Source organism: Variovorax sp. GW822-FHT04A09 (genome assembly GCF_058801005.1).
In genome coordinates this window covers 1013319-1033436 of record NZ_JBXAMV010000002.1, presented here as the reverse complement: position 1 = coordinate 1033436, position 20118 = coordinate 1013319, and the positions used below count along the sequence as shown (strand labels likewise).

The window sequence follows — 20118 nt, the reverse complement described above, 5'->3', positions numbered from 1 at the left end:
ACCTTGTGAAGAAGGGATCGGTCGGTCAGTCAGCCAGTGCGGCAGCGGCCTGGCGCACGGCCGCGCGGTAGGTGTCCTTGTGCACGTAGTAGGCCATGCGCTCCAGCTGCAGGTATTTGAAGCCGCCCGACAGGTCGGGCGGCGGCCCCTGCACTGCCGTGCGCAGCGCCGTTGCCTTGGGCGAGCCCGCGGCTTGCGCGCGGAAGTAGCGCGCCAGCAGCTCGGCCTGCTCGTAGCGTCCCTGCCAGCCGATGCCGCTGGCCTCGATCATGCCGAGCACGCCCAGCGTCTCGAAGCGCGGCGAGAAGATGTTCAGGTACAGGCGCGGCGCCATGCCCTGCCAGTTGAGCAGCTCGCGGTCGATGAACGGGTAGTGCAGCGCATAGCCCGTGGCCGTGAGGATCAGGTCGTAGTCGCGCGCGCTGCCGTCCTTGAAATGCACGGTGCGCCCGGCGAGCCGCGCGATGTCGGCGCGCACGCCGATGTCGCCGTGGCCCACGTGGTGCAGCACCAGCGAGTTCACCACCGGGTGCGACTCGTACATCTTGTAGTCGGGCTTGGGAAAGCCGAAGCGCACCGGGTCGCCCGTGAACCACTGCAGCACGGTGGCGTCGACCTTCTGCTTGAGCCACGGCGGCAGCGGGCGCTTGCCGCCCAGCGTGTCGGCCGGCTTGCCGAACACGTACTTGGGCACGAAGTAGTAGCCGCGCCGCACCGAGATGTCGACGCTCTGCGCGTAGTGCACCGCATCGACAGCGATGTCGCAGCCCGAGTTGCCGGCGCCGACGATCAGCACGCGCTTGTCCTTGAAAAGTTCCGCGTGCTTGTAGCGGCTGGTGTGCAGCAGCTCGCCGTCGAAGTGGCCTTCGAACTGCGGGTGCTTGGGCTCCGACAACGTGCCGTTGGCGATCACCACGCCCTTGTATTCGTCGGTTTCCACGGTGCCATCGGGCGCCTCGACGCTCACGCGCCAGCGCGTGTCGGGCGCGTCGCTCACCGGCTCCACGCGCAGCACGCGCGTGCCGAAGCGGAAGTGCGCGCGCAGGCCGAAGCGGTCGGCAAAGTCGCTGAAGTAGCGGCGCAGCTCGCGGTGACTCGGGTAGTCGGCCACGGTGTCGGCCATCGGGAACTCGGCGAACTCGGTGGTGCGCTTGCTCGAGATCAGGTGCGCCGAGTGGTAGACCGTGGAGCGCGGGTTGTCGATGTCCCAGAGGCCGCCCACGTCGCTGTGTGCTTCGAAGCCCTGGAACGGAACGCCGAGCTTCTGCAGATTGCGGGCGCCCGCCAGGCCCGAGGGGCCGGCGCCGATGAGGGCGATCTGTTCGTGCGTGGGAACGGTGGCGGCGGCAGCGGAAGACGTCATCGGCGAGGAGGTTCCTTCGGAGAGTTCAGGCCGGGGATGGCGGTGGCGCCCGCCTCGCCCACGCGCGGCTTGCGCGGCTGGCCGCGCAGCAGGCGGTCGTGCAGCGGCGCGGGCAACAGGCCCAGTGCTTTCGACAGCCAGCCGATGCGCCGCGGCAGCACGATCTTTTCGCGCCGGGCCGCCAGGCCCGCCAGCAGCTGGCGCGCCGCCGCGTCGGCTTCGAGCAGCCCCGGCATCGCGAAGCGGTTGCCGGCCGTGAGCGCGGTGCGGATGTAGCCCGGGCTCACCGTGTGCACCGTGAGCCCCGTGCCGCGCAGCTCGGCGCGCAGGCTTTCGAGATAGCGGATCAGGCCGCCTTTGCTTGCACAGTAGGCGCCGTTGCCCGGCATGCCGTGCCAGCCCGCGATGCTGGCCACGCCGACGAGCGCGCCGCGGCCCTCTGCGCGCATCGGCTGCACGAAGGGCTGGAAGGTGGTGGCCGCGCCGAGCAGGTTGATCTCGAGCATGCGGCGGAACACGGCCAGGTCGTCGGCCTCGGCGGTGTCGAAGCCGCCGGCCACGCCCGCGTTGGCGATCACGAGGTCAGGCGGGCCGAAGCGCTGCATCCAGTCGGCCGCCATCGCCTGCATGGCGGAGCTGTCGGACACGTCGGGCGTGTAGGCCTTGCAGCGCCCGTCACCTTGGGCAGCGAGCGCGGCGAGGCGTTCGGTGTCGAGCCCCACCAGCGCCACGCGCGCACCGCCATCGATCAGCGCACGCGCCAGCGCCTGCCCGAGGCCGCCGCAGGCACCGGTAAGAACGACATTGCGAAACGGCAAGAGCATGGGCAGGGAAGCGCGCAGGGCGGCGAGTGGCAAAACGCAGCCACTGTAGCCGCGCCCTGCCAGCGCACTCCCCAGCGTTTCCCCTTGTCCCGCGCCCTTGCGGGGCGTTCAGGCGGCTTCGGCGGCAGGGAATTCGATCTGGATCTTCACATCCGTGACGCGCCCGGCCGCGGCCTCCTCGAAGGCGGCGATGCCGTCTTCGAACGCGAAGGTGCGCGAGATGAAGGGCTTCACGTCGACCTGCCCCGAGGCGATGAGCGCCAGCGCACGCGGGAAGATGTTGGCGTAGCGGAACACCGACTCGATGCGCGCTTCTTTCGCCTGGATTGCGACGATGTCGAAAGGCACCTTCGCGGCGGGTATGCCCACCAGCACGAGGCAGCCGCCGGGGCACAGCAGGTCGAACACGTTGTCGAAAGCGCGCGCGCTGCCGCTGGCTTCGAAGACCACGTTCGCGCCCCAGCCGTCGGTGAGGGCCTGCACGGTGTCGGCGAGGCTCGTGCTGCGCACGTCGACCGTCGTCACCGCCGGGTTGTGGGCGAACAGCGCCAGCTTCTCGGGCACGAGGTCGGCCAGGATCACGCGCGCCGCGCCGCCCGCGAGCGCGGCCAGCGCCGTCATCGCACCGATGGTGCCGGCGCCGATGACCACCGCCACGTCGCCCGGCTTCAGCGCCGCCTTCTTCGCGGCCTGCAGGCCGATGGCCAGCGGCTCGACGATGGCGCCTTCGCCGAAGCTCACGTTGTCGGGCAGGCGGAAAGTGAAGGCCGCCGGGTGCACCACGTAGGGCGTGAGGCAGCCGTGGATCGGCGGCGTGGCCCAGAAGCGCACGGCAGGGTCGAGGTTGTAGAAGCCTTCGCGCACGGCGCGCGAGTCCATGTCGGGAATGCCGGGCTCCATGCAGACGCGGTCGCCGGGCTTCAGGTGGGTGACTTCGGCGCCCACCTCGGCCACCACGCCCGAAGCCTCGTGGCCGAGGATCATGGGCGCATCGACGACGTAGGGGCCGATGCCGCCGTGCTGGTAGTAATGAACATCGCTGCCGCACACGCCCACGGTGTGCATGCGGATCTTCACGTCGCGCGGGCCGACGTGCAGCGGCAGCTCGACATCGCGCAACGTGATCTCGTGCGCCTTTTCCAGAACCAGTGCTTTCATTGAATCTTTCTGAGAGGTTGGTGAAACGGGGCTGCCACTCAGTGCAGCACGGCGTCCGGACGCAGCAGCGAAGCGCCCGTCGCGACGTCGAACAGGTGCACCTGCTGCGCATCGGCCACGAAGCGCAACGGCTCGCCGAGCCGGGGGCCCGCCGCGGACGGCAGGAGCACGGCGATCTCTTCGCCGCCCTGCCCCACGCTCACCAGCACTTCATTGCCGAGGTATTCGATAAGCTGGACCTCGCCGGAAAAGCCTTCGCTGCTCGCCTTGGCGGTGTCGAGGTGCAGGTGCGCGGGGCGCACGCCCAGCGTCACGCGCGCGCGGCCTTCGAGCGCGAAGCGGCGCGCATCGACGCGCACCGAGCCGCCGCCCCCGCGCAGCTCGCACTGCCCGCCGTCCAGGCCGTGCACCGTCATCTCCATCAGGTTCATCGGCGGCGTGCCGATGAAGCCGGCCACGAAGGCCGAGCGCGGGCGCTCGAAGATTTCCTGTGGCGTGCCGACCTGCTCGATGCGCCCGTCGCGCAGCAGCACGATGCGGTCGGCCAGCGTCATGGCCTCGTGCTGGTCGTGCGTGACGTACACCGTGGTGGTCTTCAGCGTCTGGTGCAGCTTCGCGATCTCGATGCGCATGTGGTTGCGCAGCTTGGCGTCCAGGTTCGACAGCGGCTCGTCGAACAGGAACACCTTCGGCGTCTTGATCATGGCGCGCGCAATCGCCACGCGCTGCTGCTGGCCGCCCGACAGCTCGGTGGGCTTGCGCTGCAGGTAGCGCTCCAGGCCCAGCGTGTCCGACACCTCCTTGATGCGGCTGTCGATCTCGGCCTTGGGCACCTTCAGGCGCTTGAGCCCGAACGCGATGTTGTCGCGCACCGTCATGTGCGGGTACAGCGCGTAGTTCTGGAACACCATCGCGATGCCGCGCTCCTGCGGCGGCAGGTCGTTCACGCGTTGGCCGCCGATGTGCAGGTCGCCGCCGCTGATGTCTTCCAGGCCCGCGAGCATGCGCAGGATGGTCGACTTGCCGCAGCCCGAGGGGCCGAGGAACACGACGAACTCGTTGTCGGCCACGTCGAGATCGAAGGCGTGGACGACCTGCGTTTCCCCGTAGCGCTTGATGAGGTGATGACAGCGGATGGCAGACATTTTTTGTTCTGGAGAAAGGGAAGCGGCGGGGCTCATGCGGCCTCCCGCTTGCGCTTGAACGCGGCATTGAGAAAACCGCTGAGCACGCCCACCATGAGCAGCGGCGGCAGCGACAGCAGGATGACCGAGGCATTCAAAATGCCCCACGGCACGTCGCGCCCGAGCTGGCTGAGCTCCGACGCCACGATGGGCAGCGTCTTGGCCTCGGAGGTCGTGAGCATCAGCGCGATGAGGAACTCGTTCCACACCAGCACGAAGCCGAAGGCGATGGCGCCCACCAGCGAGCGCGCGGCGATCGGCAGCGCGATGCGAAAGAAGATCGCGTAGGGCCCGTAGCCGTCGACGCGGCCGGCCTCTTCCACCTCCTTCGGCACCGCCTTGAAGGCCGGAATGGCGAGCCAGATCACGGTCGATAGCGTGAGCAGCGTGTAGGTGGCGATGAGCGCGATGCGCGAGTCGTACAGCTCCAGCTGCAGCCAGATCACCATGAGCGGAATGGCCACCGCCACCGGCGGCAGGAAGCGCATCGACAGCACGAAGAACTGGATGTCGTTGCCCCAACGCAGCGGGTAGCGCGCCAGCGCATAGGCGGCCGGCAGGCCCAGCACCGCGCCGATGATCACCGCCGCGCCCGCCACCACGATCGAGTTGACCAGCCCCGCAGCCACCGCTTCGCGGTTCAGCACGTACAGGTAGTTGTCCAGCGTGGGCGTGAAGAAGAACTTCGGCACGGCCGAGACGATGTCGACCCGGTTCTTGAACGAGTTGAGAAAGGTCCACAGCACGGGCACGAGGGCCGAGAGCCCGGCCGCGATGAGCGCCAGCCGCGCCAGCAGCGTTCCGATGGCAAGCTTCTTCATGATGGCCTGGTCCATTTCCAGATGTAGGTGAACGCGACCGTCGAGGCGACCATCATCAGCACCGCCATGCTCGACGCGTACGAGATGCGGCCCGACTCGATGAAGCCTTGCGAGAAGGCGTACATGTCGAGCGTCTCGGTCGAGATGCCGGGGCCGCCGCGCGTCATCACGTAGATGAGGTCGAAGGCGCGCAGCGACTCCACCATCTTCACGAAGGCCAGACTGATGAGCGGCGCCTTCAGCATCGGCAATGCCACGTAGGCATACACCTCCCAGGTCTTCGCGTGATCGAGACGCGCGGCCTCGAAGGGCTGCGGCGGCAGGGTTTCGAGCAGCTTCAGCACGATGACGCCGAAGAACAGCCCCCACTGCCACACGTCGACGAAGGCCACCGTGAGCAACGCGAGCACCGGGTCGGCGAACAGGTCCAGCGGCTCGCCGGTGATCGCCTTGTACGGCCACGTGATGAGGCCGAACAGCGGATGGAAGGCGAACTTCCAGACGAAGGCCGCCGACACGCGCGGCAGCAGCACCGGCACGATGAACAGCATCGACAGCACTTGGCGCCAGCGCGGCGTGGCGCAGCGGTGCATCAGCGTGCCCATGAGCACGGCCAGGGCCATGGTGGCGCTGACGGTCAGCACCTCCCACACCAGCGACACGCGCACCGAGTTCAGGAAGCGCCGGTCGGAGAACAGCTGCACGTAGTTGCTGAACCAGACCCAGCCGGTGTCGGCCTGGCCCAGCTCGCGGTCCTGCAGCGAGATGGCGATGGCGAACACCGTCGGCACCAGCGCCAGTACCGCCAATACGAGCAGCCCCGGCCCGATGAACACGGCCGGCAGCCGTGTGGTGTGGGAACGCATGCTCACTTCTTGCGACGCGCGATCAGCTGCTTGGCGTAGGCGTCGAGTTCGTCGAGCCCGCCCTGGATGTCGGTGCGCGAACCGGTGATCAGCTCTTCGAGAATGATCCCCCAACGGTCGCCCAGGTCGGGCCAGGCCGGGTCTTGCCAGAAGTTCACGGTCGTGACCTTGCCGGTGTCGGCCAGCGCCTTGCCCAGGTCGGCGCCGTAGCGCTTGGCGAACTCGGGGCTGCCGAGCACGCTGGTGCGGTTGAGCTCGCCGAACTGGCCTTGCGCGAGGCGGCGCTGCTCGTTCTCCTTGGAGGTGGCCCAGGCGATGAACAGGCCCGCGCACTTCTTCGCCTCTTCGGTCTTGTTGGCGCGCGCGCCGATGGCCAGGCCGTGGCCGTAGCCGCCGCCGGTGAGCGGCGTGGGCGGCACGGCGTAGGCGATCTTTCCGACCACGGTCGACATCTTCGGGTCGAGCGCGTTGCCGGCCAGCGGCGTCGACTCGACCAGGATCGCGACCTTGCCGGCCAGGAAGGCGCCGGTGGATTCGTCCCACCCCCCCGTCTTGGTGCCGGGCGCGGAGTACTTGAAGAGATCGAGGTAGGTCTGGGTCGCCTTCACGGCGGCGGGCGAGTTGAAGACCGGCTTGTCGCCGTCGAACCACTGGCCGCCGTAGCCGCGGAAGAACGGCATCCAGCGCCACACGTTGGCGCCCGAGCCGCGCTGGCCGCGCAGCGCCACGCCGTAGACGCCGTTGGCCGGGTCGTTGAGCTTCTTCACGGCCGCCACGAACTCGTCGAGCGTGGCCGGCGGCTTGATGCCCGCCTTCTCGAGCAGGTCCTTGCGGTAGACCATGAGGTCGCCGCCGCCGGTCAGCGGCGCAAACCAGGTCTGGCCGGCGAAGGTCGCGACCTTCTGGCGACCGGCGTCGAAGTCGGCGTAGTCGTAGCTGGCCGGGTAGTACGGCGTGAGCGGCACGATCCACTTGGACTGCACGAACTGGGCGACGTTGGCCTCGTCGACGTAGTACACGTGGTACTTGCCGACCGTGGACGCATCGGCGCGCGACTTGGCGCGGCGGTCGTTCTCGTTGAGGTTGTCGATGCTGAACGAGGCGCCGCTGAGGCGCTTGAACTCGTCCTTGGATTTTTCGAGCAACGTCAGGCCTTCGCGCGGCTGCGACAGGACGCGCACGTCCTCCTTGCAGACCTGCGCCAGCGCGGTGGGCGCCAGCGTGGCCAGCGCGAGCGCGAGGCCGGCCAGACGGTGGGAATGCGGAATCGGCATGCTTGTCTCCTTCGTTGTTCGTGCAAATTGCCGGCGAAATGTCGGCAAATGCAACGAGACGAAGGTTAGGAGGCCGATCCGCGGGGCCTCCTACACGCCCACCGGGCACCTGATACTTTGCTGCCAAGCCGTCTCGGGGTTTAGCCCAAGAGGCAAGTACGTATCAGTCGGCAATCAGGCAGCCAGGGGCGTGTGCTGCGCGCTGCGCAGGCCGAAACGCTCCTGCGCCTGCTGCCGGTAGGCCGAGGGCGTCATGCCCTTGAGCTGCAGGAAGCGGCGGTTGAAGTTCGCGAGGTTCGAGAAGCCGACCTCGTAGCAGATGTCGCTCACCAGCCGGTCGGACACCTGCAGCATCTCGCAGGCCTTGGTGATGCGCAGCCGCGTGACGAAGTCGGTGAAGGTGCTGCCCATGTGCTTGTGGAAGTAGCGCGAGAAGCTGCTCTCGGCCATGTTGGCGACGCCGCACACGGTGGGCAGCGAGAGCTCTTCGGCCAGGTGCGCGTGCAGGTAGTCGAGCACGCGGCGCATGCGGGTGTTGGCCGTGGGGTCTTCGTCGCTCGGGTCGGCGTTGCTCGAGATCTGGCGCCAGTCGCTCCAGCTCGCGAGCTCGTGCAGCAGGCCGATGAACTCCGACAGCCGGGCCATGCCCTTTTGCTTCTGCACGCGCACGAAGCGCTCGCGCACGAGGTCGCCGATGCCGAAGAACTCGATGCCCAGCTTGGCGCGGTCGAGCATCGGCAGCACGGTTTCCAGCTCGGGGAACAGGTCGACGCCCTGGCGCAGGGGGGCGTCGCGGAAGTGGATCACCATGCTGCGGTCGGCCACGCCCTCGGGCGGCACGTCGTGCGAGATCCAGGTGTGGGGCAGCCGCGCGCCCACCAGGGCGACATAGCCGGGCTCGAAGCGGCCGATGTGGTTGCCGACGAAGGCGTCGCCGCTGGTGCGGTTGATGCACTGCAGCTCGTACTCGTCGTGGTAGTGCCAGCAGTCGAAGGGCCAGGGCACGCCGTGCTGCAGGCAGCGCACCGAGCTGCTGCCCGCCGGCTCGAAGCCCAGGCGCGGGTCACGCAGCAGCTCGTGTTCGAGGGCCGGCTTGCGTACGGCGCTGTGTTTGCTCATGTCCTGTCCCCCTGTCCTTGAATGGAGGGGTCGTCGAGCCAGCGCCGTTGCGAGCGGCAGCGCCTGTCAGGCGCCCGCCACCTTCATGCGGTTGACCAGGATCGACCCCGTGGTTTTTGCGCCGAAAGTGTAAGCATCTGCGCCAATCGCTTCAATTCCCATCAACATCTGACGCAAATTGCCGGCAATCGTGATTTCCTGCACCGGATAGGCGATGCGGCCGTTTTCCACCCAGAAACCGCTGGCGCCGCGCGAATAGTCGCCCGTCACGTAGTTGACGCCCTGGCCCATCAGCTCGATCACGAACAGGCCGGTGCCGAGCTTGGCGAGCATGGCGTCGAGGTCGTCGCCGTGCTTCGTGAGGCGCGAGCTCAGCGTCAGGTTGTGCGAGCCGCCGGCGTTGCCGGTGGTCTTCATGCCCAGCTTGCGCGCCGAGTAGGTCGAGAGAAAGTAGCCTTCGAGGCGGCCGGCATCGACCACCTTGCGGGCGCGGGTGATCACGCCTTCGTCGTCGAAGGGCGAGCTGCCCTTGCCGCGCAGCACGTGCGGGTCTTCGGCCACGTCGACGTGCTTGGGCAGCACCGGCTTGCCCAGCGAGTCGAGCAGGAAGGTGCTCTTGCGGTACAGCGCCCCGCCGCTCACGGCCTGCACCAGCCCGCCCAGCAGGCCCACGGCCAGCGGCGACTCGAACAGCACCGGGCATTCGGTGGTCTTGATCTTGCGCGACTTCAGGCGGCTGAGCGCACGCTCGGCGGCGTAGCGGCCCACGGCCTGCGGGCTGGCCAGTTCGTCGGCCGAGCGCATCGAGCTGTACCAGGCGTCGCGCTGCATGTCGTCGCCCTTGCCGGCGATGGGCGCCACCGAAATCGAGTGCCGCGAGCTGGCATAGCCGCCGCGAAAGCCGTGCGTGTGGGCGCTGAAGAAGTGGCTCTGCTGCGCCGAGACGCCCGCGCCTTCGCTGTTGGTGATGCGCTTGTCGGTCGACAGCGCCGCCGCCTCGCACTCCAGCGCCAGCTTGGCGGCCTGCTCGCTCGTCACGTCCCAGGGGTGGAACAGGTCGAGCTCGGGCTGCACCTTGGCGATGTCTTCCTCGTCGGGCAGGCCGCTCACCGGGTCTTCGGCCGTGAAGCGGGCGATGTCGTAGGCCGCCTGCACCGTGCGGGCGATGGCCGCCTCGGAAAAGTCGGAGGTGCTGGCGTTGCCGCGGCGGTGGCCCACGTAGACCGTGATGCCCAGCGACTTGTCGCGGTTGCGCTCGACGTTCTCGAGTTCGCCCTTGCGCACCGAGACGCTCAGGCCGCAGCCCTCGGAGGCCTCGGCGCCGGCGTCGGTGGCCCCGAGCTTTTTGGCGTGGGCCAGGGCCGAATCGACCAGGTTTTCGAAGAAGGAACGGCTGTAGGCGAAGCCAGAATCGGCGCGCGAGGAGGATGTCGTCATGTGGTGGCTATGATACTTGCGCCCCCTGTTTCACGTTTTCCCTTCCGCGCCCCCTGTGCGCGTTGCAGCGCCGCACGGCGCGGCCCAGAATCCACCCCATGTCCCGCAAACCCAAAAAAGGCTATTTCGTCCGTGGCCACTTCGTTGCCGAAGGCAGCGAACTCGACCTGGAGCTCAAGCGCGAGCTCAAGGGCGGCACCGACGAAGCCAGCCGCACCGAACTCAAGCGCGAGAGCGCCGAACTGCAGAAACTGGGCGAAGAATTGCTCACCCTGCGTGCCGGCCTGTTCGACGCCCTCCCGCTGAGCGAGAAACTGGTCGATGCCATCGCCGAGGCGAAGCGCATCACCAATTTCGAGGGCAAGCGCCGCCAGATGCAGTTCATCGGCAAGCTCATGCGCGCCCTCGACCCCGAGGTGCTCGAGGCCGTGAAGCAGGCGCTGACCGAGCAGAACACCGTGCCGGCCGCCGAAGCCGCTGCGCTGCACGAGGCCGAACGCTGGCGCGAACGCCTGATCGCCGACGACGACGCCCTCGGCGGCTGGATCGAAACCCACCCCGCCACCGACTCCCAGCAGCTGCGCGCCCTCGTGCGCCAGGCCCGCAAGGACCTGAAGTCCGGCCCCGCCGGCGAAGCACCGCGCCAGGGCAAGGCCTACCGCGAGATTTTCCAGCTCGTGCGCGCGCAACTCGCGGTGCACGGCGGCGACGACCACGCCGAAGCGGCTGCGGCGCAAGACCGGGAAGAAGACGCATGAGCGAAGGCTTCGATTCGGTCCGCATCGGCATCGTCTCCATCAGCGACCGCGCCTCCAGCGGCACCTACGAAGACAAGGGCCTGCCCGCGCTCAAGGAATGGCTGGGCCGCGCGCTGAAGAACCCCCTCGAATTCGAAGCCCGCCTGATCCCCGACGAGACTGCGCGCATCAGCGCCACGCTCATCGAGCTGGTCGATGCCGGCTGCTCGCTCGTGCTCACCACCGGCGGCACCGGCCCCGCGCTGCGCGACGTGACGCCCGAGGCCACGCTGGCCGTGGCCCACAAGGAAATGCCCGGCTTCGGCGAACAGATGCGCCAGATCAGCCTGCGCTTCGTGCCGACCGCCATCCTCTCGCGGCAGGTGGCTGTCATCCGCGACCAGAGTCTCGTCATCAACCTGCCGGGCCAGCCCAAGTCGATCGCCGAGACGCTCGAAGGGCTGAAGGACGCCGACGGCACGCAGCTCGTGCCCGGCATCTTCGCCGCCGTGCCCTACTGCATCGACCTGATCGGCGGGCCCTACCTCGAGACCGACGACACGGTCTGCAAGGCCTTCCGGCCCAAGTCGGCGATCCGCGCCGCGCGCTGAGCCCCTCCGCCGCCGGTTCTCGCGCGGCGGCATTCACCACCAAAGACCTACCGCTTCGCCGATGCGCGAGGGGCGCGCTCGCGTCCGCATCGCGCGCCCTGGTTTTTATCGGACCCGTCCGATGGTTCCGCTCCCCTGTTCTTCCTAGAGTTCCTGACGCCCGGGCCGCCGGATCGAACAGCGTGAATTCGCTGCCCGATCCGATCTTTCTTCCCCTTTCAGAGCACAGGAACTGCATGGCATCCAAAAAGGCAAACGTCTTCATCGACAACCAGAGCGTCGATCAGACAGCAAGCGCACGGGTCTTCGCACCACAGCCGCCCTCCATGGACAGCGTCATCGACGACGCAGGCGACATCATGGGCACCCTCGCCTCCGGCGGCGTCACCGACGACCGCCAACCCGAGTTCCAGGGCCAGGGCACGCCGGGCGACACCATCCTCATCAGGAACCACGGCGTCGAGATCGGCCAGACCGTCGTGGACGAAGACGGCCAATGGGCCTTCACGCCATCGACCGACATGGCTGAAGGCCATCACGCCATCACCATCGTGGCGCGCGACCCCGCCGGCAACGAGAGCGAGCCTTCGGGCCCGTTCAATTTCGAGATCGACGTCACGCCACCCAACGCCAGCAAGCTGTCCATCACCGGCGTCCTCGACACCGCAGGCGGCATCACCGGCAACGTGGCCGCCGGCAAGACCACCGACGACACCCGCCCGCTGCTCACCGGCACGAGCACCGGACAGCCCGGCCACACCGTCACGGTGATGGTCAGGGACAGCACCGGCACCCACGCGCTGGGCGACGCCGTCGTCGGCGACGACGGCCAGTGGTCGCTGCAGGTCATGGCGCCACTGGCCGCGGGCCTGAACACCTTCACGCTCGTGGAGAAGGACGCGGCGGGCAACGAGACAGCGCCGACGGGGCGCTACCAGGTGACCATCGACACCAGCAAGCCGACGCCCCCGGTGATCGAGCACGTCTACGACGACGTGGGCGTGCCCCACATGCTGGCCCCCGGCGAGGTCACCAACGACGCCCGGCCGACCCTGCACGGCACGGCCCAGCCCGGCCATACCGTGTCGTTCCACGACGGCACCACCTTCCTGGGCAGCACCCAGACCGGCGCCGACGGCACCTGGGCGTTCACGCCCAAAGACAACCTGAGCGAGGGTGCGCACCACATCACCGCCACGGCCACCGGCCCGGTGGGCCAGACCGGCGACGCGAGCAACGGCTGGCACTTCGAGGTCGACACCCTGGCGCCCACGCAGACCCCCACCGTCTCGGGCATCGGCAAGGACAGCGGCATGAACGCCGACGACCACGCCACCAACGACGGCAGCGCGGGGCGCCTGATGACGGGCCGCCTGAGCGCATCGCTCGCCGCCGGCGAGACCTTGCAGGTGTCCACCGACGGCGGCCAGACCTGGAAGACCGCCTTCGTGAGCGGCACCGAATGGAGCGCCCAGGACGACCACAGCCATGCGGGCGACTGGACGGTGCAGACGCGCGTGGTGGACCCGGCCGGCAATGTGGGACCGGTGAACTCGCAGACGGTGACCCTGGACACCACCACGCCCCACGCGCCCACTGCGGTCGTGCTGGGCAACGGGCAAGTGACCGTGAGCTTCGACAAGGCCGCGGTGTCGCCGGGCGACCGGATTCACCTGCTCAACGGCAAGCAGAACGTGGACTACGTGCTGACGGCGGCAGACATGGCGGCAGGCCAGGCCACCGTTGCGGTGACCGACGTCTCGCTGAACCTGGCCGCGTCGGTGGTCAGCGCAACGGGCAATCATTCCCTCTACCTGGTGATCCGGTCGAACACCGAACAGGAAGATTTCGATGCCGGTGAGACCGTCGAACTTGCGCCGGGGCAAACAGCCGATGCCGGCATGCTGCTCCTGACAAGAAAAGACGCGGCGGCCGACGCTTCTTCGAACAACGGCGTTTTCGACAGCGCCTCGCCCGACCACGGGCAGGCATGGCACATCAGCGGCACGACCAACGCTTCACTGAAGGGCAACCACTACAACGCCATCGAGTTCGACTGGCGGCACTCCCAAGCCACGCAGTCGGTCACCTTCTACGATGCATCGGGCAAGGTCATCTTCGAAGGCAGCTTCGGAGAAAGTCACAGCCTTCCGGCCGACGGACACGCGAAATTCATCATGCCCGACGGGCTTTCCTTTGCCTCCTTCGACATCCGGACCGGGCTCGTCGATGGCATCGAAACCGACTGGATCGAGGTCGACAACCTGTCCCTCGCCGTGCTGTACCCGCACCCTGAACTGGTGGACGTCCCCACCCTGCAGGAAATCCAGGCGGGCTCCGACGTCCACTACGGCGGAGCGGGAGACGACGTGTTCCTGGTCCCCGACGTGTCGTACTTCAAAGGCAGCCATGCGAAGGTCATCGGCAACCAGGGCCTGGACACCCTCACCCTGACCGGCGCGGACCAGACACTCGACCTGACCACGGTCACGGGCAAGCTCAGCGGCGTCGAAGTCATCGACCTCACCGGCACGGGCGACAACACCTTGAAGCTCTCGCTGGCCGACGTGTTGGAGAACGGCGCGGTCGATCAGTTCGTTGCCAACGGCCGCGTGCAGATGCTGGTCAAGGGCGACGCCGGCGACGCGGTGACGCTGTCGGACGCGCTGCCCAACGGCACCGACCCCGGCGACTGGGTGAAGGGCGCCAACGTGACCATCGACGGCGTGGTCTACGAGGAGTACGCACACTCGGGCTTCGATGCCGCACTGCTGGTGCAGCAGGGCGTGACGGTCAGCCTGCAAAACACCTCCGACACGTTCAGCGATGCCGGACCCGGGGCAACACCAACGCTCACCGACAGCGACGAAACACACATCGCCCGGTTCGGTTATGCAGACCGGTTGGAGGACGGCGCGGGTGACGGCACCGTCCGCCTCCATGGCGAAGGCGACTTCGGGCGTGTCGCTGGCGGCCTGGGCGTCGGCACCCTCGTGATGGACGGCAAGGCCATGCACATCGACCTGTCGGCCCTCGACCTGAAGACGGCGCAGGGCACGGAGAACCCGGTGTCCTCCGACGGCACGGTGCAGATGCAGGCCACCGGCACCCACGGCGAGGTCGACCTGCCCGGCGACGGCGGCGGGGTCCAGGGCAGCGATGCCACGGTGAGCGGCACCGCCGACCACATCTACTCCAACCTCGCCGGCGCCGCGCTGCTGGTCGAGGACAAGGTCCACGTGACGATCCTGTAGGCCCCCCACTCGCTGGCGCACCCCGCGCCGCGTGCAGCCGACAACGCGACAGCCGCCCCGTGCAGCTGTCGCGTTTTTTCATTTCTGCCTGGCAACACATCGCCTTGTGCCGTCCTGCACGACTTTGTGCGCGCTTTCGGGACCGGCTTATTCCTTTGCGCTCGGCTTTCAGATTCGTCCGATGGCCTTGCACAGGGCTTCTTTCTAGAGTGCCCTACCCCACCAGACCCCACGATCGGATTGCGTTCGCTCGCATGCCGATGCGGTCTGGTTTCTTCATTTCAGAGCACAGGAATTCCATGGCCTCCGAGCAGACGAACAGCGTCGCCCTTTCCCAGAACACCGACCTCGCATCGACCTTTGCGCCCCCGCCTCTTCATGTGGGCAGCGCCGCCGACGACGCCGGCGACATCCTGGGCAGCATCGCCCACGGCGGCGTCACCGACGACCGCCAGCCCGAATTTGGCGGCCGGGGCACACCGGGCGACACCATCGTCATCCGCGACAACGGCACCGAGATCGGAACCACCGAAGTCAGCGAAGACGGCACGTGGACCTTCACGCCGTCGACCGACCTGCTCGAAGGCCAGCACGCCATCACTGTCGTTGCGCGCGACAGCAGCGGTAACGAAGGTACGCCCTCCCCCGCCTTCAACTTCGAGATCGACGTCACCCCGCCCGACGCCAGCCGGCTGAACGTCAGCGGCTTCACGGACAACGTGGGCGGGGTCACGGGCAACGTGATCTCGGGCGGCACCACCGATGAAACGCGCCCGCTGCTCAGCGGCATCAGCAACGGCACGCCCGGCCACACCGTCACCGTGATGGTGAAAGACACCACCGGCACCCATGAGCTGGGCCTGGCCACGATTGGAGAAAACGGCCGGTGGACCTTCCAGGTCGACACCCCGCTGGCCGCAGGCCTGAACACCTTCATGCTCGTGGAGCGCGACGCCGCCGGCAATGAAACGATGCCGACCGGGCGCTACAAGGTCACCGTCAACACCGACAAGCCGAACGCGCCTGTGATCGACAGCGTGTTCGACGACGTGGGCGAGCCTCACATGCTGCAGCAAGGTGAAGCCACCAACGACGCCAGGCCGACGCTGGCGGGCACGGCCCAGGCCGACCACACCGTCAAGTTCTACGACGGTTCTACGTATCTGGGCCAGGCCGTCGCCGACGCTTCGGGCAACTGGAGCTTCACGCCCACGGTCGGTCTGACCGATGGCATGCACGGCATCACCGCCACGTCCACCAGCCCCAAGGGCCAGACCAGCGGCGCGAGCAACACCTGGAATTTCGTGGTGGACACCGTTGCCCCCAAGACGCCGATCAAGCTTCTCGCCGACGGTGCCAATGTGGATGTGTACTTCGACGCCACCGACGCGAAGGCCGGCGACACGGTGCGCGTGTTCTTCGGCGACAGGCAAGTCGATCACGTGCTGACCGGGGCCGACATCACCGCCGGCAAGGTTTCCCTGGCCGACGCAGGGCAGCCATCGAAAGCGGTGATCATCGATCCCGCAGGCAACGTCTCGCCGGCACGCACGCCGACCGCCGGCACGACCATCGACAAGGTGTACGACGACCAAGGCAGCATCACGGGCGACCTGCTTCCGGGCGCCGTGACGGACGACAACCAGCCCGACATCAGCGGCACGTCCGAGGCCAACAGCACCGTCCTCATCAAGGACCACGGCGTGGTGATCGGCCAGACAGAGGCTGACGCATCGGGCCACTGGACGTTCAAGTCACCGATGCTTCTGGCGGACGGTGCTCACAGCCTGACCGCCACCGCCGTGGGCAAGGATGGCATTGCCGGCGCGCCTTCCGAAGCGTTCGATTTCACGGTGGACGCCAAGGCACCGCTCGCGCCCTCCATCGAAAGCGTCTTCGACAACGAGGGCCCGGACCACGGCACCGTGGTTTCTGGCAGCGTCACCGACGACGCCACGCCTGCGATCAGCGGCAGGGCCGAACCGAACAGCACGGTCATCGTCTATGGCAACGGCGTGGAACTGGGCCGTGCCCCGGTCGACGGCGCAGGCCGGTGGACCTTCGAGCCCAACCCGCCCTTGGAAAACGGTGCCTACAAGCTGACCGCGAAGGCCGTCGATGCAGCGGGCAACATCAGCGTGCCGTCCAATGACTTCAACCTCGTGCTGGACAAGGACCTGAGCACGGGCGACGACCATCCGCGCCAGTTGCTTGAAGGCAAAGGAAGCTTCAACGCCACCCTGCTGGTTGATACGTCGGGCAGCATGAGTGGCGCACCGCTCGCATCGGTCCAGCAGACCCTGAAGGATCTGGCAACGGCCTACCTCGAAGTCGGGGAGTCCGTGACCTTGACGCTTCTGAGCATGACTTCGAACACACCAGTGAAGTACACCTTCACCAGCGCAGCCGATGCAGATTATTTGAAGTACATCACTGCAGTGAACGCGCTGGGACCCAGCGGCATGATTTCTTACGAGGCAACCGTACTGGCGGCCATGAACAGCATCAAGGCCGACCATCTTGCGGGGAAGGGGCCGAGCCAGGTTTTCATCCTTGGCGATACAGCGAACTCTCTTTCGCGTGAGACAGCTGACAAGTGGCAAGCCATGCTGAAAGACCCCGATGGTGACGGCAACCCGTTGACGACGCCCATCGTGTCGACACCGATATCCTTCGTCCCACTGGGCGGCTACTACGTCTATTCGTTCGAGTGGCTGGCCAGCGACAAGGCGATCGGCATGCCGACGCCCGAGATGCTGCCCGAAATCTTGCTGGGCTCCGCAGTTGCAGACAGCATCTCAGGAAACCTGCTGGGCAACGACGTGAAGATCACGGTGGACGGCAAGGAACGCCTGAGCCAGATCACGTTCGAGGGCGGTGTGTTCCGCGTCACCAGCGACAACAAGCTGGTCGTGGAAAACGCCAGTGGCAAGGTCATTTCCGCGGCCTACGACGCCAGCAGCGGCCTGCTGACCATCGCCACCGCCAACGGCTGGCTGAAGGTCTACATGCAGAACTCCACCGGTCAAAAGGCCGGGGACTACTCGTACGCAGCCAAGTTCGCCACCCTCTACAACCTGGAAAGCTCGGTGAAGGAGGTCTACGGCTACACCGTGGTCGACGGCAAAGAGACCTCGCAAACGTCCAAGCTGCATATCGGCATCCAGCAGCCTTCCCCCAGCGAGCTGTTGAAGATCTCGAGCCTGGGCAAGGACACGGGCGTCGCGGGCGACTCGGTCACGGCTGACGGTTCTGCCGGGCGCGCGATCACCGGCACGCTGTCGGTGCCTCTGGCTGCGGGCCTCAAGGTTCAGGTGTCCGTCGATGGCGGCACGACCTGGCAAGACGCCGTGGTCAACGGAAAGGCCTGGGCCTTCGTAGACCTTTCGGCGCACACCAGCGACTGGGCGTACCAGGTGCGCATCAGCGATGGGGTCAAGCATGGGGCCGATGTGTTGTCCCAGGAAGTCACTCTGGTTGATGTGCCAGAGGCACCGGCCATCATGCGCATTCCGGACGCCGAAGGCTTCTACACATACACCAAGGCATCCGACGGCTCGCAGGTGCTGCTGTCGCTCGCCGGCACGGGTGCCAAGGCCGGCGACACGGTGCACATCCAGTGGGGCTCGACCACCTACGACCAGGTGCTGACACAGCTGGACATCAACAGCGGCATCGCCACCGTCAACGTGCCTTCGACTGCGACCTACTCGTACCAGGGCTATGCCAAGGACTTCGCGGTCACCGCGCAGATCATCAGCAAGAACGGCGCGCTGGGCGCGGTGTCCAAGCCCTACGAGGTGGTGGTCACGGCCGCACTGACGGGGTTGAGCGACACCCTGCAGAAGACACCGGTGGGCGACGTGTACACCGGCACCGGCTTCAAGGTCACAACCACCGGCAGCCTCAGCTACAAGGCCGCTACGGCAACGACGCTGGCCGGCCTCACGCTGAACGACGCCACGCAGGCCAACGCGCTGTTCACCCTGGACAAGCCAGCCAACTACTTCACGCTGCGCCTGACCGGCATCGACAACGCCATGGGCGCACAGATCCAGGTGTTCGACGTGAAGGGCAACCTCATCCACACCGAGAACTTCATCGGTGGCACGGATGCGCGCCACACCAAGGTGTTCACCTACACCTCGGCGGAACTGGTGGACATCGGCTCGTTCAAGGTCATCTCGCTGAGCCCGAGCGTGACGCTGGACGCGTTCAGCCAGCAGGTGGTGAACCACGTGGCGGAAACGCGCGACCCGAACCTGATCGAGTACGCCCCCGAGACCTTCTACGGCGGCACTGGAGATGACGTGGTGTCGCTGTCGGTCAGCGCGACGACCTACTTCAACCAGGCCACGGCGGGTATCCACGGCGGCAGCGGCATCGACACGCTGAAGCTCGAGAACTACGGACACGTGCTCGACCTGACCAAGGTGGGAGGCAAACTCAGCTCCATCGAGGTCATCGACATCACGGGCAGCTACTACAACACGCTGACGCTGTCGCTGGCCGAGGTGCTGAACAACGGCGGCGTCGACCTGTTCTACAAGGGCGACAAGAGCCGCGTGCAGATGATGATCAAGGGCAGTTCCGACGACATCGTGAACCTGAGCGACCTGCTCTCCGGCGGCATCGACCAGGGCGACTGGGTAAAGAAGGTCGGCGTGATCACGCTGGGCGGTGTGGTGTACGACGGCTATCAGCACTCGTCGCTCGCCGCCGAGCTGCTGGTGCAGCAAGGCGTGACCGTCAAGGTCACCAACTCGACGCTGGTCGGCGTGGTCGGCACGTTCGAAGCACCGTCGGATGCCATGCCGGACGCCCTCCCCGATGACGAGGTGCTGAGTCACTCAACCCAGGGCTACACCCATGGCGACGACACGCTCATCGCCAAGCTCGGCTTCGCGGACCGCCTGAGCGGCGGCGCCGGCAACGACACCTTCACCAACGTCGGTACGGGCGACGTGGTGCACGGCGGCGCAGGCGACGACACCATCCGCATCAACAGCGGCGACTTCGCGCGCGTTGAAGGCGGCCTGGGCATCGATACCCTGGTGATGGACGGCAAGGCCATGCACATCGACCTGACGGCCTTCGGCCTGAAGATCCAGGGCTTCGAGAAGTTCGACCTGGGCGCCGGCGGCAACACGCTGGCACTGCACGCCAGCGACGTGCTCGCCGGTGGCATGCGCGACATGGTCATGGCCGATGGCAAGGTGCAGATGTTGGTCAACGGCGCCAACGGTGATGTGAACCTGCTCGGCGGCAACGACAGCTGGACCCAAGGCGGCAACACCACAGTGGGCGACGTGACCTACAGCGTCTACACCAACCTCGCTGGCACCGCCGAACTGCTGGTCGAGGACAAGGTCCACGTGACCATCCTCTAAGCCTGCAGAAAGGCCACGCGGCGCCCCATCGGCGCCGCCCCCGACGCGACAGTTGCCCCGTGCGACTGTCGCGTTTTTTC

At 67.0% G+C, this 20118-nt stretch carries 13 protein-coding genes; 4 read left to right on the top strand and 9 right to left on the bottom strand.

Annotated features, from left to right (window positions below; all coding sequences use genetic code 11):
* Nucleotides 1–25: 25 nt before the first annotated feature.
* The 9 genes from AC1RLW_RS15815 to pmbA form a co-directional block, all read right to left on the bottom strand.
* The gene (locus AC1RLW_RS15815; RefSeq protein ID WP_493193838.1) at nt 26–1363 is read right to left on the bottom strand and encodes a flavin-containing monooxygenase; all 1338 of its coding nucleotides are present in this window, start codon (nt 1361–1363) and stop codon (nt 26–28) included.
* Complete coding sequence (locus AC1RLW_RS15810; RefSeq protein WP_493193837.1) at nt 1360–2187, bottom strand: SDR family oxidoreductase; 828 nt, start codon at nt 2185–2187, stop codon at nt 1360–1362. Before AC1RLW_RS15810 ends, AC1RLW_RS15815 begins: the two co-directional genes overlap by 4 nt.
* 108 nt (nt 2188–2295) lie before the next feature.
* Nucleotides 2296–3345 carry an NAD(P)-dependent alcohol dehydrogenase gene (locus AC1RLW_RS15805; protein ID WP_493193836.1) on the bottom strand — a complete coding sequence of 350 codons (1050 nt, stop codon included), beginning with the start codon at nt 3343–3345 and terminating at the stop codon, nt 2296–2298.
* Nucleotides 3346–3383: 38 nt separating this feature from the next.
* A complete protein-coding gene (locus tag AC1RLW_RS15800) occupies nt 3384–4490 on the bottom strand; it encodes an ABC transporter ATP-binding protein (protein ID WP_493193834.1) in 1107 nt (368 codons plus the stop codon).
* Between the two features lie 32 nt (nt 4491–4522).
* Nucleotides 4523–5335, bottom strand: coding sequence for a carbohydrate ABC transporter permease (locus AC1RLW_RS15795; protein WP_307638643.1), 813 nt, complete (start codon nt 5333–5335; stop codon nt 4523–4525).
* 11 nt (nt 5336–5346) lie between these two features.
* Complete coding sequence (locus AC1RLW_RS15790; RefSeq protein ID WP_493193832.1) at nt 5347–6216, bottom strand: carbohydrate ABC transporter permease; 870 nt, start codon at nt 6214–6216, stop codon at nt 5347–5349.
* A gap of 2 nt (nt 6217–6218) precedes the next feature.
* Complete coding sequence (locus AC1RLW_RS15785; protein ID WP_493193830.1) at nt 6219–7490, bottom strand: ABC transporter substrate-binding protein; 1272 nt, start codon at nt 7488–7490, stop codon at nt 6219–6221.
* A 174-nt stretch (nt 7491–7664) separates the two neighbouring features.
* The gene (locus AC1RLW_RS15780; RefSeq protein ID WP_062476487.1) at nt 7665–8609 is read right to left on the bottom strand and encodes a helix-turn-helix domain-containing protein; all 945 of its coding nucleotides are present in this window, start codon (nt 8607–8609) and stop codon (nt 7665–7667) included.
* Between the two features lie 66 nt (nt 8610–8675).
* On the bottom strand, nt 8676–10046 hold the full coding sequence (gene pmbA, locus AC1RLW_RS15775; RefSeq protein WP_062476484.1) for a metalloprotease PmbA: 1371 nt from the start codon (nt 10044–10046) through the stop codon (nt 8676–8678).
* 98 nt (nt 10047–10144) lie between these two features.
* Between pmbA and yjgA the strand changes: the two genes are divergently transcribed.
* The 4 genes from yjgA to AC1RLW_RS15755 all read left to right on the top strand — a co-directional run bounded on the left by yjgA (nt 10145) and on the right by AC1RLW_RS15755 (nt 20038).
* Complete coding sequence (gene yjgA, locus AC1RLW_RS15770) at nt 10145–10804, top strand: ribosome biogenesis factor YjgA (RefSeq protein ID WP_062476481.1); 660 nt, start codon at nt 10145–10147, stop codon at nt 10802–10804.
* The gene (mog, locus tag AC1RLW_RS15765) at nt 10801–11394 is read left to right on the top strand and encodes a molybdopterin adenylyltransferase (RefSeq protein WP_447745883.1); all 594 of its coding nucleotides are present in this window, start codon (nt 10801–10803) and stop codon (nt 11392–11394) included. Before yjgA ends, mog begins: the two co-directional genes overlap by 4 nt.
* Before the next feature lie 326 nt (nt 11395–11720).
* On the top strand, nt 11721–14648 hold the full coding sequence (locus AC1RLW_RS15760; RefSeq protein WP_493193827.1) for an Ig-like domain-containing protein: 2928 nt from the start codon (nt 11721–11723) through the stop codon (nt 14646–14648).
* 299 nt (nt 14649–14947) lie between these two features.
* On the top strand, nt 14948–20038 hold the full coding sequence (locus AC1RLW_RS15755; RefSeq protein ID WP_493193826.1) for an Ig-like domain-containing protein: 5091 nt from the start codon (nt 14948–14950) through the stop codon (nt 20036–20038).
* Nucleotides 20039–20118 lie beyond the last annotated feature (80 nt).